Source organism: Burkholderia ubonensis, from assembly GCF_902833085.1.
GTDB lineage: Bacteria > Pseudomonadota > Gammaproteobacteria > Burkholderiales > Burkholderiaceae > Burkholderia > Burkholderia ubonensis.
In genome coordinates this window covers 394,658-419,189 of the sequence record NZ_CADFEB010000002.1, presented here as the reverse complement: position 1 = coordinate 419,189, position 24,532 = coordinate 394,658, and the positions used below count along the sequence as shown (strand labels likewise).

Below are 24,532 nucleotides of genomic sequence, written 5' to 3'. Positions count from 1 at the left end.
GGACCGTCCGATGAATCCGTCCCGCATCTTCATTCTCCGGCCGGTCGGCACCGCCCTCCTGATGGCGGCCATCATGCTGGCCGGCCTCGTCGCGCTGCGCTTCCTGCCGCTCGCGGCGCTGCCCGAGGTCGACTACCCGACCATCCAGGTGCAGACCTTCTATCCCGGCGCGAGCCCCGAGGTGATGACGTCGTCGGTGACCGCGCCGCTCGAACGGCAGTTCGGGCAGATGCCGTCGCTGAACCAGATGTCGTCGCAGAGCTCGGCCGGCGCGTCGGTGATCACGCTGCAGTTCGCGCTCGACCTGCCGCTCGACGTCGCCGAACAGGAAGTGCAGGCCGCGATCAACGCGGCCGGCAACCTGCTGCCGTCCGACCTGCCCGCGCCGCCGATCTACGCGAAGGTCAACCCGGCCGACGCGCCGGTGCTGACGCTCGCGGTCACGTCGAAGACGCTGCCGCTCACGCAGGTGCAGGATCTCGCCGACACGCGGCTCGCGATGAAGATCTCGCAGGTCGCGGGCGTCGGCCTCGTCAGCCTGTCGGGCGGCAACCGCCCGGCCGTGCGGATCCAGGCGAACCCGACCGCGCTCGCGCAGTACGGGCTGAACCTCGACGACCTGCGCACGACGATCTCGAACCTGAACGTCAACACGCCGAAGGGCAACTTCGACGGCCCGACGCGCGCGTACACGATCAACGCGAACGACCAGCTGACGAGCGCCGACCAGTACCAGGACGCCGTCGTCGCGTACAAGAACGGCCGGCCGGTGATGCTGACCGACGTCGCGAAGATCGTCGCCGGCTCGGAGAACACCAAGCTCGGCGCGTGGGTCGATGCGGAGCCCGCGATCATCCTGAACGTGCAGCGCCAGCCCGGCGCGAACGTGATCCAGACGGTCGACGCGATCAAGGCGCAACTGCCGAAGCTGCAGGAATCGCTGCCCGCGGCGCTCGACGTGCACATCGTCACCGACCGCACGACGATGATCCGCGCGGCGGTGCGCGACGTGCAGTTCGAGCTGATGCTCGCGGTCGCGCTGGTCGTGCTGGTGATGTACCTGTTCCTCGCGAACGTCTACGCGACGATCATCCCGAGCCTGTCGGTGCCGCTGTCGCTGATCGGCACGCTCGCGGTGATGTATCTGTCGGGCTTCTCGCTGAACAACCTGTCGCTGATGGCGCTGACGATCGCGACCGGCTTCGTCGTCGACGACGCGATCGTGATGATCGAGAACATCGCGCGCTACGTCGAGGACGGCGACCCGCCGCTCGAGGCCGCGCTGAAGGGCTCGAAGCAGATCGGCTTCACGATCATCTCGCTGACGGTGTCGCTGATCGCCGTGCTGATCCCGCTGCTGTTCATGGGCGACGTGGTCGGGCGGCTGTTCCACGAGTTCGCGATCACGCTCGCGGTGACGATCGTGATCTCGGCGATCGTGTCGCTCACGCTCGTGCCGATGATGTGCGCGAAGCTTCTGCGCCACTCGCCGCCGCCGGAAAGCCACCGCTTCGAGGCGCGCGTGCACCAGGCGATCGACTGGGTGATCGCGCGCTACGCGGTCGCGCTCGAATGGGTGCTGAACCGCGAGCGCTCGACGCTCGTCGTCGCGGTGCTGACGCTCGTGCTGACGGGCCTGCTGTACGTGCTGATCCCGAAGGGCTTCTTCCCGCCGCAGGACACCGGCGTGATCCAGGCGATCACGCAGGCGCCGCAGTCGATCTCGTACGGCGCGATGGCCGAGCGCCAGCAGCAGCTTGCCGCCGAGATCCTGAAGGATCCGAACGTCGAGAGCCTGACCTCGTTCATCGGCGTCGACGGCACCAACATCACGCTGAACAGCGGCCGGATGCTGATCAACCTGAAGGCGCGCGACCAGCGCAAGGAGACGGCGGCGGAAATCATCCGCGACCTGCGCCAGCGCGTGTCGCACGTGCCGGGCATCTCGCTCTACATGCAGTCGGTGCAGGACCTGACGATCGACTCGACCGTCAGCCCGACGCAGTACCAGTTCATGCTGACGAGCCCGAACGCCGACGAGTTCGCGACCTGGGTGCCGAAGCTCGTGTCGCGCCTGAAGCAGGAGCCGTCGCTCGCCGACGTCGCGACCGACCTGCAGAACGGCGGCCAGTCGGTGTACATCGAGATCGACCGCGCGAGCGCCGCGCGCTTCGGCATCACGCCCGCGACCGTCGACAACGCGCTGTACGACGCATACGGCCAGCGCATCGTGTCGACGATCTTCACGCAGTCGAACCAGTACCGCGTGATCCTCGAGTCCGAGCCGCAGATGCAGCACTACACCGACTCGCTGAACAATCTGTACGTGCCGTCCGCGGGCGGCGGCCAGGTGCCGCTCGCCTCGATCGCGACGTTCCGCGAGCGGCCGTCGCCGCTGCTCGTGTCGCACCTGTCGCAGTTCCCGTCGACGACGATCTCGTTCAACCTCGCGCCGGGCGCGTCGCTCGGCGAGGCGGTCAAGGCGATCGGCGCGGCCGAGCAGGAGATCGGCCTGCCCGCGTCGTTCCAGACCCGCTACCAGGGCGCGGCGCTCGCGTTCCAGGCGTCGCTGTCGAACCAGCTGTTCCTGATCCTCGCGGCGATCGTCACGATGTACATCGTGCTCGGCGTGCTGTACGAGAGCTACATCCACCCGATCACGATCCTGTCGACGCTGCCGTCGGCCGGCGTCGGCGCACTGCTCGCGCTGATGATGACCGGGCACGACCTCGACATCATCGGCATCATCGGCATCGTGCTGCTGATCGGCATCGTGAAGAAGAACGCGATCATGATGATCGACTTCGCGCTCGAGGCCGAACGCGCGGAAGGCAAGCCGCCGCGCGAGGCGATCTACCAGGCGTGCCTGCTGCGCTTCCGGCCGATCCTGATGACGACGCTCGCCGCGCTGCTCGGCGCGGTGCCGCTGATCGTCGGCTCCGGCGCCGGCTCCGAGCTGCGCCAGCCGCTCGGCATCGCGATTGCCGGCGGCCTGATCGTGTCGCAGGTGCTGACGCTGTTCACGACGCCCGTGATCTATCTCGGCTTCGATTCGCTCGCGCGCCGCGTGCGCGGCTGGTTCGAACGCCACGGCCCCGCCGCGGGCACGCGCACGGACGCGTAACCGATGAACCTGTCCCGCCCCTTCATCACCCGCCCCATCGCGACGACGCTGCTCGCGCTCGGCGTCGCGCTCGCGGGCCTGTTCGCGTTCATCAAGCTGCCGGTGTCGCCGCTGCCGCAGGTCGACTTCCCGACGATTCTCGTGCAGGCGTCGCTGCCCGGCGCGAGCCCGGAGACCGTCGCGACCAGCGTGACGAGCCCGCTCGAGCGGCATCTCGGCTCGATCGCCGACGTGTCCGAGATGACGTCGACCAGCACGGTCGGCAACGCGCGGATCATCCTGCAGTTCGGGCTGAACCGCGACATCGACGGCGCGGCGCGCGACGTGCAGGCGGCGATCAACGCGGCGCGCGCCGACCTGCCGGCCGCGCTGAAGAGCAATCCGACCTACCGCAAGGTCAACCCGGCCGATTCGCCGATCATGGTCGTGTCGCTGACGTCGGAAACCTCGTCGCCGGCGAAGCTGTACGACGCGGCGTCGACCGTGCTGCAGCAGTCGCTGTCGCAGATCGACGGGGTCGGCCAGGTGTCGGTCAGCGGCTCCGCGAACCCGGCGGTGCGCGTCGAGCTCGAACCGCAGGCGCTGTTCCACTACGGCATCGGCCTCGAGGACGTGCGCGCGGCGCTCGCGTCGGCGAACGCGAACAGCCCGAAGGGCGCGATCGAGTTCGGCCCGCAGCGCTACCAGCTCTACACGAACGACCAGGCCTCGCAGGCGTCGCAATACCGCGACCTCGTCGTCGCGTACCGCAACGGCTCGGCCGTGCGGCTCGCCGACCTGTCCGACGTCGTCGATTCGGTCGAGGACCTGCGCAACCTGGGCCTCGCGAACGGCAAGCGCGCGGTGCTCGTGATCCTCTACCGCTCGCCCGGCGCGAACATCATCGAGACGATCGACCGCGTGCGCGCGGCGCTGCCGCAGCTCACCGCGTCGCTGCCGGCCGACATCACGGTCACGCCCGTGCTCGACCGCTCGACCACGATCCGCGCGTCGCTGCGCGACACCGAGCACACACTGCTGATCGCGGTCGGCCTCGTCGTGATGGTCGTGTTCCTGTTCCTGCGCAACTGGCGCGCGACGCTGATCCCGAGCGTCGCGGTGCCGATCTCGATCGTCGGCACGTTCGGCGCGATGTACCTGCTCGGCTTCTCGATCGACAACCTGTCGCTGATGGCGCTGATCGTCGCGACCGGCTTCGTCGTCGACGACGCGATCGTCGTGCTCGAGAACATCTCGCGCCACATCGAGAACGGCACGCCGCGGCTGCAGGCCGCGTTCGACGGCGCGCGCGAGGTCGGCTTCACGGTGCTGTCGATGAGCCTGTCGCTCGTCGCGGTGTTCCTGCCGATCCTGCTGATGGGCGGCATCGTCGGGCGGCTGTTCCGCGAATTCGCGCTGACGCTGTCGCTCGCGATCGCGGTGTCGCTCGCGGTGTCGCTCACCGTCACGCCGATGATGTGCGCGCGGCTGCTCCCCGACGCGCACGACAAGCGCGACGAGGGCCGCTTCGCGCGCTTCCTCGAGCGCGGCTTCACGCGCATGCAGCACGGCTACGAGCGCTCGCTGTCGTGGGCGCTGCGCCATCCGCTGATGATCCTCGCGATCCTGTTCGCGACGATCGGCCTGAACGTCTACCTGTACATCGTCGTGCCGAAGGGCTTCTTCCCGCAGCAGGACACGGGGCTGATGATCGGCGGCATCCAGGCCGACCAGAGCACGTCGTTCCAGGCGATGAAGCTGAAGTTCTCGGAGATGATGCGGATCGTGCAGGGCAACCCGAACGTGAAGAGCGTCGCGGGCTTCACGGGCGGCTCGCAGACCAACTCGGGCTTCATGTTCGTCACGCTGAAGGACCGCACCGAGCGCAAGCTGTCGGCCGACCAGGTGATCCAGCAGCTGCGCCGGCCGCTCGCCGACGTCGCGGGCGCGCGCACCTTCCTGCAGGCCGCGCAGGACATCCGCGTGGGCGGCCGGCAGAGCAACGCGCAATACCAGTTCACGCTGCTCGGCGATTCGAGCGCCGAGCTGTACAAGTGGGGGCCGCTCCTGACCGAGGCGCTGCAGAAGCGCCGCGAGCTGACCGACGTGAACTCCGACCAGCAGCAGGGCGGCCTCGAGGCGATGGTGACGATCGACCGCGCGACCGCCGCGCGGCTCGGCATCAAGCCCGCGCAGATCGACAACACGCTGTACGACGCGTTCGGCCAGCGCCAGGTCTCGACGATCTACAACCCGCTGAACCAGTACCACGTGGTGATGGAAGTCGCGCCGAAATACTGGCAGAGCCCGCAGATGCTGAACCAGGTGTGGGTCAGCACGTCGGGCGGCAGCGCGAGCGGCGCGCAGACGACCAACTCGGCGGCAGGCACCTACGTCGCGACGAAGGCCGGCACGTCGAGCGCCGGCACCGGCGCGCAGAGCGCCGCCGCGATCGCGGCCGATTCCGCGCGCAACCAGGCGCTCAATTCGATCGCGGCGAGCGGCAAGTCGAGCGCGTCGTCGGGCGCGGCCGTGTCGACGTCGAAGTCGACGATGATCCCGCTGTCGGCGATCGCGACGTTCGGGCCGAGCACGACGCCGCTGTCGGTGAATCACCAGGGCCTGTTCGTCGCGACGACGATCTCGTTCAACCTGCCGCCCGGCGTGTCGCTGTCGCAGGCCACGCAGGTCATCTACGAGACGATGGCCGCGATCGGCATGCCGCCGACCGTCCACGGCAGCTTCCAGGGCACCGCGCAGGCGTTCCAGCAATCGCTGAACGACCAGCCGATCCTGATCCTCGCCGCGCTGATGGCCGTCTACATCGTGCTCGGCGTGCTGTACGAGAGCTACATCCACCCGATCACGATCCTGTCGACGCTGCCGTCGGCCGGCGTCGGCGCGCTGCTCGGCCTGCTGCTGTTCCGGACCGAGTTCAGCATCATCGCGCTGATCGGCGTGATCCTGCTGATCGGCATCGTGAAGAAGAACGCGATCATGATGGTCGACTTCGCGATCGATGCGACGCGCAACGGCGGGATGTCGTCGTTCGACGCGATCCACGAGGCGTGCCTGCTGCGCTTCCGGCCGATCATGATGACGACGATGGCCGCGCTCCTCGGCGCGGTGCCGCTCGCGTTCGGCAGCGGCGACGGCGCCGAGCTGCGCGCGCCGCTCGGGATCGCGATCGCCGGCGGCCTGATCGTGTCGCAGATGCTGACGCTTTATACGACGCCGGTCGTCTACCTGTACATGGACCGGCTGCGGGTGTGGGTCGAGAAGCGCCGCGGCCGGGGGTCGTCGGGCGGCGCGACGGTCGCGGGCAGCTGACGGAGACTGACGGCGGTCGGCCGGGGCCGACGGGACGCGCGGCGGCCGCGCCCCGTCTCCCGGCCTGCCCGCCTTGAACGCGGGCAAGCATCGACTATCGTGTATGCAAGCGCGCTGCCGCGCGCGCGTCACGGGGACACAACGTGAACGTCCAGTTGAACCATACGATCGTCTGGTGCCGCGACAAGCTCGCGTCGACCCGGTTCCTGACGGAGCTGCTGGCGCTGCCGCCGCCGATCCCGTTCGGGCCGATGCTGGTCGTCCAGCTCGACAACGGCGTATCGCTCGATTTCTACGAACGGCCGGGCGACATCGCGAAACAGCACTATGCGTTCCTGATCGACGAAGCCGAGTTCGACGCGGTCTTCGCGCGCATTCGCGACCGCGGGCTGGCGTACTGGGCCGATCCGTCGAAACAGCGCGCCGGCGAAATCTACCGGCACAACGGCGGCCGGGGCGTGTATTTCGACGATCCCGACGGCCATTTCCTCGAAGTGATGACCCAGCCCTACTCGCTCGGCAGCTAGGCCGCGCCGCCGCAACCGCCGCAACCGACGTGCGCGGCGGCCGGCGCTTACTCGGCGGCCGGCGCGGTCTTGCGCGGACGGCGCGCGCGCGGCGCCGTCTTGCGGGCCGGCTTTTTCGGCTTGGCGTCGGCGGCCGCTTCGGGGTGCGGCTCCACGGCGGCGACGTCAGCCGCCTTCGTGCCTGCCGACGCCGCGTCGGCATGCGCGCTGTCGACGAAGTTCATCTCGACCTGCGGAGCATCCGCGTGGGCCCGCTCCGCATGCTTCCCGTCGCCGTGCTTGCGCTCGCCGTGCTTCGCGTCGGCATGCTTCGCGTCACCGTGTTGCTCGTCGCCTTGCCGCGCGTCGGCTTCCTTCACGTCAGCCTTCTTCGCGTCGCCTTTCTTCGTTCCGGCCTTCTTTGCCGCGCTCTTGCGCGCACGCTTGCGGCCGTCCTTCTTCTCGTCGTGCACATCGCCCGGACCGGCCGGGCCAGCTGTGTCCGTGTGCCCCGCCGCTTCCGGCGCGGCGGCGTCCACCACATCGCGCTCGACCGCTTCGGCCACGACCGGCGCCGCCGCTTCCTGCGCGTGCGCCGCGCCGCGCCGCCCGTGACGGCGCTCGCGTTCGGCGTGCGCAGGTTCGACCGCCCGTGCGTCGTCCGGTGCCGCCGGCGCATCGGCGTGCGCCGCGAGCGCCGCCGGCTCCGCCGCCGCGGCCTGGCGCGCGCGCGACACGAACGCGCCCGACTTGTCGTCGCGGCCGACTTCGAGCAGGCCGCGCGCCTGCGCTTCGTCGAGCAGGTTGCCGAACGCGCGGAAGCCGTAATACGACTCGTTGAAGTCCGGCTTGCGGCGCTTGATCGCGCTCTTGAGCACCGACGCCCAGATCTTGCCGACGTCGTCGCGCTCCGACGCGAGCGCGTCGAAAGTCTCGACCGCGAGCGCGATCGCCTCGGTCCGGCGCGCTTCGAGCTCCGGCTTGCGGGACGGTTCGTCGGGCCGCTTCGCGCCGCCGTTGCCGGCGCGCTGCTGTTCGCGCTTCGCGAGCGCGCGCTGCTGCTCGCGCACGAGATCGTCGTAGAAGATGAATTCGTCGCAGTTCGCGACCAGCAGGTCCGACGTCGACTGCTTCACGCCGACCCCGATCACCTTCTTCGCGTTCTCGCGCAGCTTCGACACGAGCGGCGAGAAATCCGAGTCGCCGCTGATGATCACGAAGGTGTCGACGTGCGACTTCGTATAGCAGAGGTCGAGCGCGTCGACGACGAGCCGGATGTCGGCCGAGTTCTTGCCCGACTGGCGCACGTGCGGAATCTCGATCAGCTCGAAGCTCGCCTCGTGCATGGACGCCTTGAAGCCCTTGTAGCGATCCCAGTCGCAATAGGCCTTCTTGACGACGATGCTGCCCTTCAGCAGCAGCCGTTCGAGCACCGGCTTGATGTCGAACTTCTCGTACTTCGCGTCGCGCACGCCGAGCGCGACGTTCTCGAAGTCGCAGAACACCGCCATGCTGACGTTATCGAGGGGTAATGCCATGTGTACTCCAACCGGTTGGCCGACGCGTCGTCGCGTTGCGGCAAAAAATGCATGGCGCACATGATAGCCGGTTCGCGTGTCGCTTCAGCAGAAGCCGGTACGCCCTAGCCGGTACGCCTTCCGGTATGCCCCCATTTCCCCGCCCGCCGCCGGGCCAATTCGACATACACTTGAGTATCGGTCGTCCGTCCCCATCTGGACCGACGACGCATCGAGCAAGGAGCGGTTTCATGACGACGAAGGTACTGCTGATTGGCGCAACCGGCCGCACCGGCCAGGCCTGCGCGGATCTGCTGCTCAAGCAGCCGGAATTCGAGGTCACGGCGCTCGTGCGCCGGCACGGCTACACGCTGCCGGGCGCGAAGGTGATCGAGGCCGACCTCGCGGGCGACTTCTCGCACGCGTTCCAGGGTGTCACGCACGCGATCTACGCGGCCGGGTCGGCCGAGTCGGACGGCGCGGCCGAGGAGGAGCAGATCGACCGCGACGCGGTCGCCCGCGCGGCCGACTATGCGCTGGCCTGCAACGTGCAGAAGCTGGTCGTGATCAGTTCGCTGTCGGCCTACTGGCCCGAGCGCAGCCCCGACGCGCTGCGCCACTATTCGCAGATGAAACGCGAAGGCGACGACCACGTGATCGCGTCGGGCGTCGACTACGTGATCCTGCGCCCCGGCCCGCTCGCGGACGAGCCCGGCGTCGGCAAGATCGCGCTGACCGAGGAGCGCCTCGACCCGGCTCCGCCCGTGTCGCGCCAGGACGTCGCCTGGGCCGCGATCGAGGCGATCAAGCTCGGCATCTCGCGCAAGACCATCGGCTTCGTCGGCGGCGGCGTGCCGATCGAGCAGGCACTGCGCGCGTGATGCCCGCCCCCGCGGCCCCGGCGGCCGCGCGACCGCCGGGCGGCCGCCGCCGTCATCCTTACTGCTGCTTCGGGTGCGCGTCCGCCCACGCCTTGACGGCGCCGAGCGTATTCTCGACGTGCTTGTCCGGCGACAGGCTCGTGTACTCGTACAGGATCTTTCCTTCCGGCGAAATCACGTAGGACACGCGGTTCGCGCGGTCGAGCGCGGGCAGCTTGGCATCGTACGCGCGGATGATCCGCGCGTCGGGGTCGGCGGCGACCGGGAACTTGCTGCGGCATTCGCTGACCGAGAACTTCGTCAGCGTGTCGATCTTGTCGGCGGATACGCCGATCACGGTCGCGCCGTACGCGGCGTAGTGGTCGACCGCATCCGCGAACGCGTGCGCCTCGATCGTGCAGCCCTTCGTGAATGCGGCCGGGTAGAAGTACAGCACGACCGGCCCCTTCTTCAGCGCGTCGGCGAGCGAGTACGTGTAAGTCTTGCCGCCCAGCGACGCCTGCGTCGTGAAATCCGGCGCGGCATCGCCCGCCTTCAGTTCCGCCTGCGCGTTCAGCGCATGACCCGCTGCCAGCGCCGCCGCGGCGCACATCACCGTCAGTTTTCGCTTCATCTGCGTCCTCATTTCTTATAAAGTCAACCTCGATACGTGTTCGCAAATGTTCGACCAATGAACATCTGCACTTGATCCGGTCGCGCGGAACCGCTTCCATGCGGGCCGCGCATGAATTAAAGATTCCGCGTGATTTGCCGTTATTTGTTGCGGACAACCGGTTCCAGCCCTTCACGTCAGCGAGAAACATGGAAGCCAACAGGAAACAGACGCCACGCAAGGGCTCCTGGCGCAGCGCCCTGCATACGCTGCGCCGCTTCGCCTGGTCGGGCGGCGCGCTGATGCCCGCGCGCGCCGGCGCGCCGCGTCGCGACGACACCGTGCGCAACTGGCTGGAGCAGACGGTCGGCCCGGTGGACTTCCTCGCCCATGTCGATCGGGAACTGCGCTTTCTGTACGTCTCCGATGCGAGCCTGCGCTTCATCGGCTATCACCGCGACTACCTGCACACGCTGACGCTGCGCGACCTGATCGCCGAACAGGATACCGCGGCGCTCGAAGACCTGCTCGCGCGCGCCGCGCGTTCCGGCCAGCTCGAGAAAGCGACGATGTGCATCGTCAAGTCGCTGACCTACCCGCTCGACGTCGAGCTGCGCGCGGTGAAGAGCCGCCACCACGGCGTCGACGGCTTCGCGGTCGCCGCGTTCGACGTGTCGTCGTGGCGCGCGCTCGAGGCGCGCCTCACCTACGAGATGCATCACGACCCGATGACGGGGCTCGACAACCTGTCGGCACTGGTGCCCGCGCTGATGAGCGCGCAGAAGCTCGCTGAAGAGTCCGGCACCTGCGCGGCGCTGGTGCTGCTCGACCTCGACGACTACCAGCGGATCAACCGCGCGCTCGGTTACGACGCCGGCGACGCGCTGCTGCGCGAAACCGCGCAGCGGCTGCAGGCACTCGTGACGCCGGACGAGCAGCTCGCGCGGGTCGCGAGCGACAAGTTCGCGGTGGTGTTCACCGCCGCCGACCGCGCGCGGGCGAGCGACATCGCGGGCGCGCTCGGCCGCCGGCTGCAGGCCGCGGTGCGGCAGCCTTACGTGTACAACGGGCAGCCCGTGCACCTGTCCGCGAGCATCGGCATCGCACTCTATCCGGACGAGCGCGCGGCGACGCATCGCGCACAGCACCACAGCCCGCTGTTGCGCCGCGCGGATCATGCGCTCGAGCAGGCCAAGGCGTCGGGCGGCAACGCGCTCGCGTTCCACACGCCGCTCGACGATCGCTCCGACGCCGAGCGCCTGAAGCTCGAGGCCGACCTTTACGACGGCGTGCGCAACGGCGAATTCTCGCTGCACTTCCAGCCGATCACGCGCAGCCAGTCGGGCGCGGTGGTCGGCGTCGAGGCGCTGATCCGCTGGCGCCATCCGGTGCACGGGCTCGTGCCGCCGGCGACCTTCATTCCGCTCGCGGAATCGATCGGCCTCATCAACTACCTCGGCAACTGGGTGCTGAAGGCCGCGTGCATGCAGCTGGTCGCATGGGACCGCCAGGAGCTCCCGCTGCAGTACGTCGCCGTCAACGTGTCGCCGCAGCAGTTCCGCGATCCGCGCTTCACGCAGAGCGTGCGCGACGCGATCTCGCTGACCGGCATCGATCCGCGCCGGATCGTGCTCGAGATCACCGAGAGCCTGCTGATGCACGATCCGGCGCGCGCGAAGGGGCTGCTCGAAGAGCTGACCGAACTCGGCATCCGCTTCGCGATCGACGATTTCGGCACCGGCTATTCGAGCCTCGCCTACCTGCAGCGCTTTCCGCTCGCGAAGCTGAAGATCGACCGCAGCTTCGTCGAGAACCTGTTGACGTCGCGCAACGATCGCGCGATCGTGTCGGCCGTCGTCGGCCTCGCGCAGACGCTCGATCTCGAACTCGTCGCCGAAGGCGTCGAGACCGAGGCGCAGCGCGAACTGCTGACCGAGATGGGCTGCAACCATATCCAGGGCTGGCTCGTCTGCCAGGCGCTGCCGTCCGAGGAACTGGCGCAGCGCTTCGAGGCGCAGCAGCTCCGCCTGCACGAGGCGGCCTGACGCGCCGCCCACGCGAACCGAACCGATCCGTATGTCAATCACCGAACACCTGCCCCGGACGACGCTGCTCGACAAGCTGTGGGACCGGATGAACGAACGGGGCGACTTCCCGCTGCTGTCGGAATCGCTGCGCGCGACGATGGCCGCGATGAAGAACGACGATCTCGACTTCACCGCGCTCGTGCGCGTCGTGCTGTCCGATTTCGCCCTGACGCAGAAAGTGCTGCGGCTTGCCAACTCCGCGATGTACATGGCGTTCGGCGGCAACATCACGACCGTGACCCGCGCGCTGATGGTGCTCGGCATGGACGCGGTCGGCCACCTCGTCGTCGGCCTGAAGCTCGTCGATCACTTCCACCAGAGCACGTCGCGCCGCATCGACGCGAAGCTCGAACTGAACCGCGCGCTGCTGTCGGGCTGCGTCGCCCGCAAGCTAACCGAGCACGTAGACCTGCGCGCCGGCGAGGAAGCGGTCGTCTGCACGCTGATGCGCCAGGTCGGCAAGCTGCTGGTCGTCTGCTACCTCGACAGCGAATGGGACCGGATCCGTCGGCGCGCCGCCGAGCTGCACGGCGACGACGAGGCAGCCTGCGTCGACGTGCTCGGCGTCGGCTTCGACGAGATCGGCCTCGAGGCGGCGGCCCGCTGGCGGCTGCCCGACGTGATCCGCGCGAGCATGACCGACGACGACGGCCACGACCTCGTGGAAGTCGACGGCGAAGCGCGCGACACGGCCGACGACGACAGCCCGGCCAGCGAAATCGCGTGGCTGCGCACGGTGAGCCGCTGCTCGACCGACGTCGCGAGTGCGCTGGCGATGCCGGCGAGCCCGCAGCGCGACGCGCGCATCGCGTCGCTCGCGCAGCACTACGGCGCGGTGCTCGAAACGGGCCCGGACGCACTCGTCGAGATCGCCGACCGGCTGGTGCGCGAAGAAGCGAGCGATACCGTGATGCGCGAGATCGTCGAGCTGCGCGCGAACGCGGACGCGATTGCGCGTGCGCAGGGCGAGCCCGAGGCCTGCCTCGAGGCGGGCCTCTCGGACTTGCGCGCGCTGCCGTCCGAGCACGTGCTGACGCCGGTGCTCGCGCTCGCGTCGGAAAGCCTGCTCGCGGGGCTCGCGTTCACCCGCACGGTGATGTTCGTGCGGCACGACGACGGCACGTTCGCCGCGCGCCTCGGCTTCGGCGCCGGCGTCGACGCGGCGCTCGACAAGCTGCGCTTCAACGAGCGCTTCGAGCCGGACGTGTTCCACCTCGCGATCACCAATTCCGTCGGCATCTTCATCGAGCAGGCGCGCGAGCCGAAGATGATGAAGCGCTTGCCGGCGTGGTATCTGGAGGCGTTCGACGACGCGCACGCGTTCGTGCTGCTGCCGGTGCGCGTCGGCGCGGGTTCGGTCGCGCTGCTGTATGGCGACTGGGCGGGCGCGCAGCCGGCGCGGAAGATCACGCAGCAGGAAATGGCGGTGCTCAACGAGATGGCGCGGGAGCTGGCGCGGTTCTTCAAGCACTGAGCGGCCCGGCGGGCCGGCACCGCAAACCCCTCCCCCAAAAGCAAACCGGCCGCATCAGCGGCCGGTTTGCTTTGTGCGACGGATCGGACCGCGCGCTTACTTCAGCGTCACCGGCACGCTGAAATACTTCTTCGCGAGGTTGTCGATCGTACCGTCCGCCTTCAGGTCCTTGAGCGCCTGGTCGAGCGCGGTCTTCAGCGCCGCGTCGTTCTTGCGCAGGCCGAAGCCGACGCCCGTGCCGAGGATCTCGGCGTCGCTGACCGTGCCGCCCGCAAACGCGAAGCCCGCGCCCTGCGGCTTCGACAGGAAGCCCTTCGCGCCCGCTTCGGAATCCTGGAACGCCGCGTCGAGACGGCCCGACTTCAGGTCCGCATACGCGAGATCCTGCGTCTGGTACGGCACGACGTCGACGCCGGCCGGCGCCCACTTCTTCTTCGCGTACGCTTCCTGGATCGTGCCCTGCAGCACGCCGACGCGCTTGCCCTTCAGCGACTGCGGAGTCGGCTGCAGGCCGCTGCCCGCCTTCGCGATCAGCTGGTTCGGGATCGTGTAGATCGGATCGGTGAATGCGATCGCGTGCTTGCGCTGGTCGGTGATCGTCATGTCCGAGTTGATCGCGTCGAACTTGCGCGCCTGCAGCGCCGGGATCAGGCCGTCGAAGTCGTTCTCGACCCACACGCACTTCGCCTTCAGCTTCGCGCACACCGCGTTGCCGATATCGATGTCGAAGCCGGTCAGCTTGCCGTCGGGCGTCTTGTATTCGAACGGCGCATACGATGCCTCGACGCCGAAGCGGATCTCCTTCAGATCCGCGGCAAACGCGCTGCCCGCCGCCACGGCCACCGCCGTCACTACCGCGTGCGCGGCCACTTTTCGCCAATCCAACTTCATCAGGGAATCTCCTCGATACGAACGGATAGTTCTGGAACAACGTGCGCATGCATCATTGCAGGGCCGGAACGGCCGGACAATCGCGATGCGTCGCCGTGATGCGGCGCAACAGCCGCAAGGCCGCGATTGTACCAATCCCCGCGCGCCGTCACGGCAAAGCGGCCGGCCGCGCGGCCTGCTGCACTGCGTGCACGCCGCCACGCGGCGCGCATGCGGAACTTGCAAGACGATGTCGCAAATGCGCAAGGCAGCCGCCGCTGCCCCGCGCGTCAGACGAGCGCGGCGAGCGTCTCGCGCGTGGTGTCGACGACGAGCAGGCCCGCACGCAGGCCCGGCTTCACCGACGGGTTCGGAAACACGATCCGCTCCTCGTCGTGCCGCACCGTGTAGCGGTACGCGCCATCCTGCGCGAGCACCGTGCCGCGCGGAAACGGTGTGAAGTTCGCGACGTCGGCCGCGACGAACAGCTCGAGCGCGTCGCTCTGCTTCGTGATCTGGTCGATCACCGTGAACACGCGCGGCAACGGAGCGCCTTCGTCAAGCCGAGCGCCCGACACCAGCCGGCGCACCGCCAGGTCGGCGGCCGCGAAGCGCGTCAGGTCGTTCTGGCCGAACGGCCGCACCTTGCCTAGCTCCAGCGTGCACGCGAGCGCGCCGCAATGCTCGGCCGTGAAATGCGAATACGTATGGCCCTTCGCGGTATGCAGCAGCACCGCCGCGATGCGCGCATCGCCGAGCCATTCGATCATCGCGCGCGACGGCGGCGTGCCCGTATGCGGCAGCAGCGCGAACTGCTCGAACACCGACGCGCGGATCGCCGTGTGCATGTCGACGTGCCAGCGCGCGCCGGGCGTGTCCGGCGCAGCGGCGAAGAACGCCGCGGCGGCCGCCTCGAGCTGCGCGGCGCGCGGCGCCTCGCGGCTGTCCGGCACCTGCGCGTGGCGCCCGCCGAACAGGCGGTTCAGGTCGTCGTCGAGATAGCGCCCGCCGGCGCGCATCGCCGGCGAATTGCCGAGCACGACGAACAACCGGCACGCGAGCGGCAGCGTGCCGGCCGCGACGTCGCGCACCAGCATCGACAGCAGCTCGATCGGCGCGGTCTCGTCGCCGTGCACGCCGGCCGACACGAGCACGCTGCGGCTCGATGCCAAACCTGCCGGGTCCGCCGCGCCCGGCTCGAGCGCGAGCAGCCCCTCGCCCTGCCACTGCCAGCGCACCGCACCGCCGGCGCAGACGCCGTCGCGCACGGCCGGCGCTTCGCCGGCCAGCGTGAACGCGAGGAAGTCGTCGAGCCAGGCCGCGTCGCGCATGCGGGCCTCAGCGCTGGAAGTCATACAGCGACCCGACGCGCAGGATCTGCGTCAGTTCGTCGAGCGCGGTGCGCGACTCGTCGAGCAGCGCCGGGTCGGCCAGGTCGTCCGGCGCGAGGCGGTCACGATAGTGCTTCTCGATCCATGCGTCGAGCGACGCGAACAGCGTGTCGTTGATCCACACGTTCGACGTGACGGCCGCGCGCTCCGCATCGTTCAGCACGACACGCAGGCGCAGGCACGCCGGCCCGCCGCCGTTCTTCATGCTCTCGCGCAGGTCGAACACCAGCACGTCGCGAATCGGGCCGTGGCCGGCCGCGAGGCTGTCCAGGTAGGCGGCGACGTTCGCGTTCTCGCGGCATTCCTGCGGCACGACGAGCACCTGCGAGCCGTCGGCGCGCGACAGCAGCTGGCTGTTGAACAGGTACGACGTCACCGCATCGGAGACGCTCACCGCCGCATCCGGCACCTCGATCACGTTCAGGTGCGCGCCGCGCGCGTCGAGCGCCGCCGTCAGCGTGTCGTAGACCGCCTGCTTGTTGACGAACGCCCGCTCGTGCGTGAACAGCGTGTCACGGTTGCCGACCGAGATCACGTCGTTGTGGAACACGCCCGCGTCGATCACGTCGGGGTCCTGCTGCGCATAGACCGTCGCATCCTCGCTCAGCCCGTGGCGATGCGCGACCGCGCGGCTCGCCTCGAAGGTCTGGCGCGCCGGGAAGCGCTTCGGCTCCGGCCCGCGGCGGTATTCCGAGCGGCCGTACACGAAGAACTCGACGCCCGGCTGGCCGTACTGCGCGCAAAAGCGCGTGTGGTTCGCCGCGCCTTCGTCGCCGAGCGCCGGCGTGCCGGTCAGCGCTTCATGCACGACGAAGCGCGTCGGATCGGCGAACAGCGTCGACAGCGTGCGGCGCGTCGACTCGTGCTCGATCGCGCGGTGCAGCTTGCTGCACAGGTTCGCCGGCGTGAAGTGCACGCGGCCGTCGCCGGTATCGGCCGACGGGCTCACCGTCGCCGCGTTCGCCGTCCACATCGCCGAAGCGGAGCTCGCCGCGGCGAGCAGCTCGGGCGCCTGCTTCGCGGCCTTCGCGATCACGTCCGCGTCCTTGCCGGAGAAGCCGAGCTCGCGCAGCAGGCGCAGCGACGGGCGCTCCTGCGGCGGCAGCACGCCCTGCGCGAAGCCGAGGTCGGCCAGCTGCTTCATCTTGCGCAGGCCCTGCTTCGCGGCGGCCTTCGGGTTCGCGGCCGATTTCTCGTTGTTCAGCGACGCCACGTTGCCGAACGACAGCCCGGCGTAGTTGTGGGTCGGGCCGACGAGTCCATCGAAATTGGCTTCTTGTGCGTTCATCGTCGTTCCCTCGATCAGAAATGCAGGCCCGGCGACAGGCTCGCGGGCAGGGTCAGTTGCGTGCTCTCCACCGACGCCATCGGATACGCGCAGTAGTCGGCCGCGTAGTACGCGCTCGGGCGGTGGTTGCCGGAGCGGCCCGCGCCGCCGAACGGCGCGGCGGACGAGGCGCCGTTGGTCGGCCGGTTCCAGTTGACGATCCCCGCGCGGATCGTGCGGCGGAAGTGCTCCCACGCGCGCGCGTCGTCGGCGATGAGGCCCGCGGACAGGCCGAACGCGGTGTCGTTCGCGCGCTCGATCGCTTCGTCGAACGTCGCGTAGCGGATGATCTGCGCGAGCGGGCCGAAGTGCTCCTCGTCGGGCAGCCCGGCGACGCCGGTCACGTCGAGGATCGACGCGTTGACGAAGCCGAGGCGCGGGTCGCGCTGTTCCATCGCGATGATCGGCTTCGCACCTTGCGCGAGGAGACGCGACTGGGCATCGACGAGCTTCGCCGCCGCGCGCGCCGAGATCACCGCGCCCATGAACGGCTGCGGATCGGCGTCGAACACGTCCGCCGTGATCTTCGACGTGACGTCGACGAAGCGCGCGAGGAAGCGGTCGCCCGCCGCGCCCTGCGGCACGAAGATGCGGCGCGCGCACGTGCAGCGCTGCCCCGCGGACAGGAACGCCGACTGGATCGTATGGTGCACGGCCGCGTCGACGTCCTCGATCTCGCCGATCACGAGCGGGTTGTTGCCGCCCATCTCGAGCGCGAGCACGATCTCCGGACGGCCGCCGAACTGCTTGTGCAGCAGCGTGCCCGTGTCCGAGCTGCCGGTGAAGAACAGCCCGTCGATCTGGCGATGGTTCGCGAGCGCGATGCCGGTGTCCTTCTCGCCCTGCACGAGGTTCAGCACGCCGTCGGGCAGGCCCGCGTCCTTCCACACTTCGACGGTTGCGCGCGCGACGCCCGGCGCGAGCTCGGACGGCTTGAACACGACCGTGTTGCCCGCGATCAGCGCCGGCACGATATGCCCGTTCGGCAAATGGCCCGGGAAGTTGTACGGCCCGAACACCGCGACGACGCCGTGCGGACGGTGGCGCAGCACCGCGACGCCGTCGGCCATGTCATGGCGCTTCTCGCCGGTGCGTTCCTGGTACGCCTGGATCGAGATGCCGACCTTCGCGGCCATCGCCGCGACCTCGGTGCGCGCTTCCCACAGCGGCTTGCCGGTCTCGCGGCCGATCGCCGCGGCGAGTGCTTCCTTGCGCTCGTTGAGCAGCGCCGCGAAGCGCTTCGCGATCTCGCAGCGCGCTTCGAAGTCGAGCGCCGACCAGCCGGCGAATGCGCGGCGCGCGCTCGCGACCGCGCGGTCGACGTCGGCGGGCGACGCGCTCGCGCCCTGCCACGCGATCTCGTCGGTGCCCGGATTGCGCGAAGCGAAGACGTGGCCCGAGCCCGCGACCCAGGCGCCGTCGATGAAGAGTTCCGTCATGATTCGTTTATCCCTGTTTGACTTTGAGCGGCAGCACGCGGACCGGATCGCCCGCCTTCACGTCGAGCGCGGCGGCATCGTCGGCCGACAGCACGAACGCGCCGTTCGCGACCACGCCCGGCGCGACGCCGACGCGGAAGTCGCCGAGCGACGTGTTCGACACGAGCGACTTCGGCATATCGTCACGCACGTCGGGTGTGCCGATCGCGACCGGCACGACCACGCTCTCGCGCACCGTGCGCAGGTCGTTGACGTGGCATTCGAGCACCGGGCCCGCGTCGAAGATGTCGACGTGGTTCTGGTAGCGCAGCCCTTCCGCCTCGAGCATCTTGCGCGCCGGCAGCGTGTCGCGATGCGTGAGGCCGACCGCGTCCTGCGCGTCCTGCGGCAGCAGGTCGACGTACACCGGATAGCGCGGCATCAGTTCCGCGAGGAACGACTTGCGGCCGTGCGAGCTGAGATAGTCCGCGGCGTTGAAGTCGATCTGATAGAAGTGCGAACCGACCGCGCGCCAGAACGGCGACGTGCCGTCGTCGTCGAAGTGGCCGCGCAGCTCCGCGCAGATGCGTTCCGGAAACAGCTCGCGGAACTGTGCGATGAACATGAAGCGCGAGCGCGACAGCAGGCCGCCGACGCCGCCCGTGCGGTAGCGCGGGCTCAGGAACAGCGAGCACACTTCCGCGTAGCCGGTCAGGTCGTGCGAGATGTTCAGCGCGTGCATCCGCGTCCACACGCCGAGCTCCTGGCTCGCGTGGACGACCGTGCTCACGCGGTAGTTGTAGAACGGCTGCTCGAGGCCGACCTGCGATTCGATTCCGCACACGCCCGCGATGTCGCCCGTCGCCGAATCTTCCATCACGAAGAAGTAGCCGGCTTCCGACGGCGCGGCCCGCCCTTCGAGCGTGCGGCGGGTGCGTTCGATGCGCGCGGCGAGCGCGTCGCGGTCGGGCTTGAACGTGGTCAGGCCCGGACCGGTTTCCTTCGCGAGCGACACGAGCGCGTCCACGTCGCCCGTTTGTACGACCCGAACGACGATCATGCTGCGTCTCCCTTCGATTCTTCATCGTCGCGCTGGTGCAGCGGCACGCAGCGCACGACATCGCCATCCTTCACGTTCAGCGCCGCGCGCACGTCGCCGGCGAGCGGCGCGCCCTTGCCGGCATCGGCCGGCAGGTCCGCGAGCACGCAGCGGAACGATTCGCCGCTGCCGCTCGACACGAGGTACGCGGCGTCGCCCTGCTGGTGCGCGGCTTCGCGCACCGTGCGTTCGGCCGCATGCTTCACGCATGCGGTGCGGTCCATCTGCTGGGTCAGCACCGGGCCCGCGTCGAAGATGTCGACGAAGCGGTCCGGCTCGAAGCCTTCCTCGAGGTGGATGTCGTACGCGAGCAGCGCGCTCGCGTTCGGCTCGCCGAGCACGCGCTGCGCGGCTTCCGGCAGCAGCGGCACGTACAGCGGGTAGCCGGGCATCACTTCGGCGATGAACGTGCGGCTGCGGCCGCCCGATGCGATGTCGACGTCCTCGAAATCGCGGCCGAAGAACTTGCGGCCCACCGCTTCCCAGAACGGCGACGCGCCGTGCTCGTCGCTCACGCCGAGCAGCAGCGTGAACACTTCGGGCGTGAAGCGGCGGCGGTTCGCGGCGATGTACATCATCCGCGCGCGCGAGATCAGGTGCGCGGCCGCGTCGCCGCGCAGCGACGGATCGACGTAGAAGCCCGCGAGCCGGCTCTTGCCGGTCAGCTCGTGCGACATCGTCAGCGCGTGGATCTTGCGGTTCACGTGCAGCTCGCGCGATGCGTGGATCAGCGCGTCGTTGCGGAACGCGTAGAACGGCTCGGAGTAGCCGGCCGCCGCCACGATGCTGGCGGTGCCGAGCAGCTTGCCGGTCGCGGTGTCTTCCAGCACGAAGAGATAGAACTCCTCGCCTGGGAAGTCGACGTCCGCGCGAAACGAATCCTCCGAGAGCGCGACGCGCGCCTCGAGCGCCGCGCGATCGTGCGGCAGCGAGTGCAGGACCGGCTGCGCGGTGCGCGCCATCTGCGCGAGCGCATCGAGATCCGTGAGTTTGCCGGGGCGAACAAATAGCATCGTCGTTCCTGTCTGCGATGGAGGCGCCGATCAGCGCGCGTTGGCTTCCTGCGCGGCGAGCACCTGTTCGACCGCCTTCTCGAAGCGCGCGAGGCCTTCGTCGAGCACGTCGAACGGGATCACCAGCGACGGCACGAAGCGCAGCACGTTGGGGCCTGCGATCAGCATGATCACGCCCTGCTCGGCGGCCGCGTTCACGAAATCCTTCGCGCGGCCGTCGAATGCGGCCGTGAGTTCCGCGCCGACCAGCAGGCCCTTGCCGCGCACTTCCTTGAAGATGCCGAAGCGCGCGTTGATGCGTTCGAGCGCGCCTTTCAGGCGCACGCTGCGTTCGCGCACGCCTTCGAGCAGCGCCGGCTCGCCGATCAGCTCGACGACCTTGTCGGCGATCGCCGACGCGAGCGGGTTGCCGCCGTAGGTCGTGCCGTGCACGCCGACCTTGAAGTGCGCGGCGAGTTCTTTCGTCGTCAGCATCGCGCCGATCGGGAAGCCGTTGCCGAGCGCCTTCGCGGTCGTCAGGATGTCGGGCGTCACGCCCGTGTCCATGTATGCGTAGAAGTGGCCGGTGCGGCCGACGCCCGTCTGCACTTCGTCGAAGATCAGCAGTGCGTCGTTGGCGTCGCACGCTTCGCGCAGCGCCTTCAGGAAGGCCGGATCGGCCGGGATCACGCCGCCTTCGCCCTGCACCGGCTCGACGATCACCGCGCAGGTCTTCGGGCCGATCGCGGCCTTGGCGGCTGCGATGTCGTTGAACGGCAGGTGCTTGATGCCTTCCGGCACCGGGCCGAAGCCTTCCGAGTATTTCGGCTGGCCGCCGACGCTGACCGTGAAGAACGTGCGGCCGTGGAACGACTGCACGAACGAGATGATTTCGAATTTATCGGCGCCGTGGCGTTCGAATGCGACGCGGCGTGCGAGCTTCAGCGCCGCTTCGTTCGCTTCCGCGCCCGAGTTCGCGAAGAATGCGCGGTCGGCGAAGGTCAGCGATTCGAGGCGCTTTGCGAGCCGCAGCACCGGCTCGTTCGTGTAGCCGTTGCCGATGTGCCAGAGCTTGCGGCTTTGTTCGTCCAGCACCTTCAGCAGTTCCGGGTGGCCGTGGCCGAGCGACGTCACGGCGATGCCGCAGGCGAAATCCACGTATTCACGGCCTGCCGTGTCCCACACGCGCGAGCCTTCGCCACGATCCGGCACGAACGGCGCGGGGGAAAACACCGGCACCATCACTTCGTCGAAAGTCTGGCGGTTCACGGTCAGGTTCGTCATGGCGATTCCTTTCGGTAGAGGTCTTGAACAATAGGTTCAAGTTTAGGTAAGGGTCGTGCAAGCGTCTTGCGGAATTGCGACGGGTTCTATCGGGATGGGGTTGCTCGCGCTTTTTGGGGTGGTCCGCCTGGGTTTTTCGTGAAGCACCTGTAATGTTTTCGGTCTGTTAGCGTCGCCCCTCCCCGGGGCGGGGGTCACTTTTCTTTGTCTTGCCAAAGAAAAGTAACCAAAAGAAAGGCGCCCGGATAACGCAAGACTTCCCGTGCCATGGCCGTCAGAGTGGATCGCACAAAAGTGTCCGAGCCAGTCACGACACCGGAGTGGTTCGAGCAATGGATCTGACGCACCGCACCACAAGGCAAAGTGGTATACCGCTCATCGGTTCCATCCTCGCTACGCTCGGCTGCGAGGTACTTCATGGTCGCGCTACACGTGCATCACCGGCGATAGCCAACGCCAATCGACCGAAGCCCTCTGCAGCAGGCGTTAACCTGTCGGCCGAGCGTAGCGAGGACGGAGCTGGCGGGCGGTATACCGCTCTGCTCCGTGGTGCGGCGCGTCAGATCCATTGCTCGAACCACTCCGGTGTCGTGACTGGCTCGAACACTTTTGCGCGGTCCACTCCGATGACGATCGCACTGGAACCTGGGGCATTTCGAGCGCCTTTCTTTTGGTTACTTTTCTTTGGCAAGACAAAGAAAAGTGACCCCCGCCCCGGGGAGGGGCGACGCCAACAAACCGAAAGCATTACAGGTACTTCACGAAAAACCCTGACCGCCCACCCAACAAACTCAGTCCTTGCTCACGCGCTCGACGAGCGCCCCAGCCCGCGGTTCGGCGCCGCCGCCCGTCTGCTTCTCGAGCCACGCGCGCCGATCCTCCCGCGGCGTTACACCAAACCGCTCGCGGTACGCATTAGAAAAATGCGCGGCAGAAGAAAACCCACAGGCGAGACTGACCTGCACGACCGACTTGCTGGTCCGCTGCAACTGCGTGCGCGCCTTCAGCAACCGCAAATTGAGGTAATACTTGGACGGCATCGCGCCGAGATACTGCCGAAAGAGCCTCTCCAATTGTCGGCGCGACACGCCGACCAACCCGGCGATTTCATCCGTCGTCAACGGATCCTCGATGTTGGCTTCCATCAGCAGCAATGCATCGTTCAACCGAGGATGCCGCTCGCCCGGCGCGGTCACGAACGGAATCCGCTGCCGCTCCTCGCCACTGCGCAAAGTGCCCGCGCCAAGCGCATCGGCAATCCTTTCCGCCAGTTCGGGCCCATGCTCGCGCCCGATCATGGCGAGCATGAAATCGACGGTCGCCTGCCCGCCGGCACATGTCGCGCGGTCCCGGTCGATCTCGAAGATCTGCTGCGTGACGATCGACCGCTCGAACTGCTCGGCAAACTGCTGGTACGTCTCCCAGTTCACGCTCACCCGGTAGCCGGACAACTGCCCCGCCATCGCGAGCCACCACACGCCATGATGGATGCCCGTCACGAGCGGCGTGCGCTGCCCGACCCGCGCGAGACTCGCGAGAAACAGCCGGTAGTCGGCGAACTGCTGGAACCGCTCGCTGACGACGATCAGCCAGTCGCACGCGATCGCGTCGTTGAACGCCGCATCGGCATGCCACTGCGCGCCGCCCGCGAGCGGCACCGGCCGCCCGTCCCACGAACACACCTGCCAGCGGTACAGCAGCCGCCCGTCGATCTCGTTCGCGAGATTCAGCGCGTCGACGATCGGACCCACGCCCGACATCGACACGGGCGGCAAGGCGACGATCGCCACCTGCGTCGTGCGGGTGGCGCCTGCGGGACGGAGCACCGATACCACGTTTGCGACCTGCGTGACGTTACTTGAGGCTTCCGGACAGGAACTGCTTGAGCCGCTCGCTCTGCGGCCGCACGAGCACCTCCGACGGATTCCCCTCTTCCTCGGTCCGCCCCTGGTGCAGGAACATCACGTGGTTCGACACGTTGCGCGCAAAGCCCATCTCGTGCGTGACGACGATCATCGTGCGGCCTTCCTCGGCCAGCTTCTGCATCACCTTCAGCACTTCGCCAACGAGTTCGGGATCGAGCGCGGAGGTCGGCTCGTCGAACAGCATCACGTCCGGATGCATCGCCAGCGCCCGCGCAATCGCGACGCGCTGCTGCTGACCGCCCGACAGGTGCGACGGATACTGCTTCTCGACCCGCGGCGCCAGCCCGACCTTCTCCAGGTACTCGCGCGCACGCTCCTCGGCTTCCTTCTTCGGGATGCCGAGCACGTGCACCGGCGCTTCCATCACGTTCTCGAGCACGTTCATGTGCGCCCACAGATTGAAGTGCTGGAACACCATCGCGAGCTTCGTGCGGATCCGCTGCAGCTGCTTGTGGTCGGCGACCTCGAGCGCGCCGGCCTTGTCGGTCTTCGTGCGCACGGCCTCGCCGTCGACGACGATCTGCCCCGCATTCGGCCGCTCGAGGAAATTGATGCAGCGCAGGAACGTGCTCTTGCCCGAGCCGCTCGCGCCGATGATGCTGATGACGTCGCCGGCCTTCGCATTCAGCGAGACGCCCTTGAGCACCTCGTTGTCACCGTAGCGCTTGTGAATGTCGAGCGCCGCAAGCTTGCAGGCAGCGCCCGTTTGAGTGATCTCGGCCAACTGGCTCTCCTC

18 protein-coding genes and 1 pseudogene are annotated in these 24,532 nt (G+C 68.3%); 6 read left to right on the top strand and 13 right to left on the bottom strand.

The features are described 5' to 3' along the window. The first annotated feature begins 10 nt into the window (after positions 1–10). The 3 genes from HWX31_RS05950 to HWX31_RS05940 all read left to right on the top strand — a co-directional run bounded on the left by HWX31_RS05950 (position 11) and on the right by HWX31_RS05940 (position 6,960). Positions 11–3,124: an MdtB/MuxB family multidrug efflux RND transporter permease subunit gene (locus HWX31_RS05950; protein WP_174965694.1), complete on the top strand. Its 3,114-nt coding sequence runs from the start codon at positions 11–13 to the stop codon at positions 3,122–3,124. A 3-nt stretch (positions 3,125–3,127) separates the two neighbouring features. Then, positions 3,128–6,433, top strand: coding sequence for an efflux RND transporter permease subunit (locus HWX31_RS05945; RefSeq protein ID WP_174965695.1), 3,306 nt, complete (start codon positions 3,128–3,130; stop codon positions 6,431–6,433). Positions 6,434–6,576: 143 nt separating this feature from the next. Next, positions 6,577–6,960, top strand: coding sequence for a VOC family protein (locus tag HWX31_RS05940; RefSeq protein WP_059619214.1), 384 nt, complete (start codon positions 6,577–6,579; stop codon positions 6,958–6,960). Positions 6,961–7,007: 47 nt separating this feature from the next. Here HWX31_RS05940 and HWX31_RS05935 read toward each other — a convergent pair whose 3' ends face one another. Further along, positions 7,008–8,477, bottom strand: coding sequence for an NYN domain-containing protein (locus tag HWX31_RS05935; RefSeq protein ID WP_175933878.1), 1,470 nt, complete (start codon positions 8,475–8,477; stop codon positions 7,008–7,010). A gap of 230 nt (positions 8,478–8,707) precedes the next feature. On the opposite strand from HWX31_RS05935, the gene HWX31_RS05930 reads away from it, so the two are divergent. Continuing rightward, a complete protein-coding gene (locus tag HWX31_RS05930; protein ID WP_059614616.1) occupies positions 8,708–9,337 on the top strand; it encodes an SDR family oxidoreductase in 630 nt (209 codons plus the stop codon). Positions 9,338–9,395: 58 nt separating this feature from the next. Here HWX31_RS05930 and HWX31_RS05925 read toward each other — a convergent pair whose 3' ends face one another. Continuing rightward, the gene (locus HWX31_RS05925; RefSeq protein WP_174965146.1) at positions 9,396–9,950 is read right to left on the bottom strand and encodes a peroxiredoxin; all 555 of its coding nucleotides are present in this window, start codon (positions 9,948–9,950) and stop codon (positions 9,396–9,398) included. A 281-nt stretch (positions 9,951–10,231) separates the two neighbouring features. Here HWX31_RS05925 and cdpA point away from each other — a divergent pair, with 281 nt between their 5' ends. Next, entirely contained in the window at positions 10,232–11,974 is a 1,743-nt protein-coding gene (gene cdpA, locus HWX31_RS05920; RefSeq protein WP_208456075.1) for a putative bifunctional diguanylate cyclase/phosphodiesterase, read from the top strand. A 31-nt stretch (positions 11,975–12,005) separates the two neighbouring features. Continuing rightward, on the top strand, positions 12,006–13,490 hold the full coding sequence (locus tag HWX31_RS05915) for an HDOD domain-containing protein (protein WP_174965148.1): 1,485 nt from the start codon (positions 12,006–12,008) through the stop codon (positions 13,488–13,490). 96 nt (positions 13,491–13,586) lie between these two features. On the opposite strand, the gene HWX31_RS05910 is transcribed toward HWX31_RS05915, so the two are convergent. The 11 genes and pseudogenes from HWX31_RS05910 to HWX31_RS05865 all read right to left on the bottom strand — a co-directional run bounded on the left by HWX31_RS05910 (position 13,587) and on the right by HWX31_RS05865 (position 24,520). Continuing rightward, on the bottom strand, positions 13,587–14,381 hold the full coding sequence (locus HWX31_RS05910; protein WP_059614629.1) for an ABC transporter substrate-binding protein: 795 nt from the start codon (positions 14,379–14,381) through the stop codon (positions 13,587–13,589). 269 nt (positions 14,382–14,650) lie between these two features. Beyond that, complete coding sequence (gene astE, locus HWX31_RS05905) at positions 14,651–15,691, bottom strand: succinylglutamate desuccinylase (RefSeq protein WP_174965172.1); 1,041 nt, start codon at positions 15,689–15,691, stop codon at positions 14,651–14,653. A 7-nt stretch (positions 15,692–15,698) separates the two neighbouring features. Next, entirely contained in the window at positions 15,699–17,039 is a 1,341-nt protein-coding gene (astB, locus tag HWX31_RS05900; protein ID WP_174965149.1) for an N-succinylarginine dihydrolase, read from the bottom strand. 14 nt (positions 17,040–17,053) lie between these two features. Continuing rightward, complete coding sequence (astD, locus tag HWX31_RS05895; RefSeq protein ID WP_174965150.1) at positions 17,054–18,517, bottom strand: succinylglutamate-semialdehyde dehydrogenase; 1,464 nt, start codon at positions 18,515–18,517, stop codon at positions 17,054–17,056. Positions 18,518–18,524: 7 nt separating this feature from the next. Then, positions 18,525–19,556, bottom strand: coding sequence for an arginine N-succinyltransferase (astA, locus tag HWX31_RS05890; RefSeq protein ID WP_174965151.1), 1,032 nt, complete (start codon positions 19,554–19,556; stop codon positions 18,525–18,527). Continuing rightward, the gene (gene aruF / locus HWX31_RS05885) at positions 19,553–20,608 is read right to left on the bottom strand and encodes an arginine/ornithine succinyltransferase subunit alpha (protein ID WP_060001570.1); all 1,056 of its coding nucleotides are present in this window, start codon (positions 20,606–20,608) and stop codon (positions 19,553–19,555) included. The genes astA and aruF overlap by 4 nt, the downstream gene beginning before the upstream one ends. 30 nt (positions 20,609–20,638) lie before the next feature. Then, the gene (locus tag HWX31_RS05880) at positions 20,639–21,871 is read right to left on the bottom strand and encodes an aspartate aminotransferase family protein (RefSeq protein ID WP_059614641.1); all 1,233 of its coding nucleotides are present in this window, start codon (positions 21,869–21,871) and stop codon (positions 20,639–20,641) included. A gap of 194 nt (positions 21,872–22,065) precedes the next feature. Further along, positions 22,066–22,290 (bottom strand): hypothetical protein, encoded by a 225-nt coding sequence (locus HWX31_RS05875; protein ID WP_174965152.1) that lies wholly within the window; start codon positions 22,288–22,290, stop codon positions 22,066–22,068. Between the two features lie 233 nt (positions 22,291–22,523). Continuing rightward, a pseudogene (locus tag HWX31_RS35320) lies at positions 22,524–22,619 on the bottom strand (ion transporter); the annotation flags it as partial. Between the two features lie 43 nt (positions 22,620–22,662). Then, entirely contained in the window at positions 22,663–23,706 is a 1,044-nt protein-coding gene (locus HWX31_RS05870; RefSeq protein WP_059614643.1) for a GlxA family transcriptional regulator, read from the bottom strand. A 19-nt stretch (positions 23,707–23,725) separates the two neighbouring features. Then, entirely contained in the window at positions 23,726–24,520 is a 795-nt protein-coding gene (locus HWX31_RS05865) for an ABC transporter ATP-binding protein (protein WP_042583512.1), read from the bottom strand. Between the last annotated feature and the right edge of the window lie 12 nt (positions 24,521–24,532).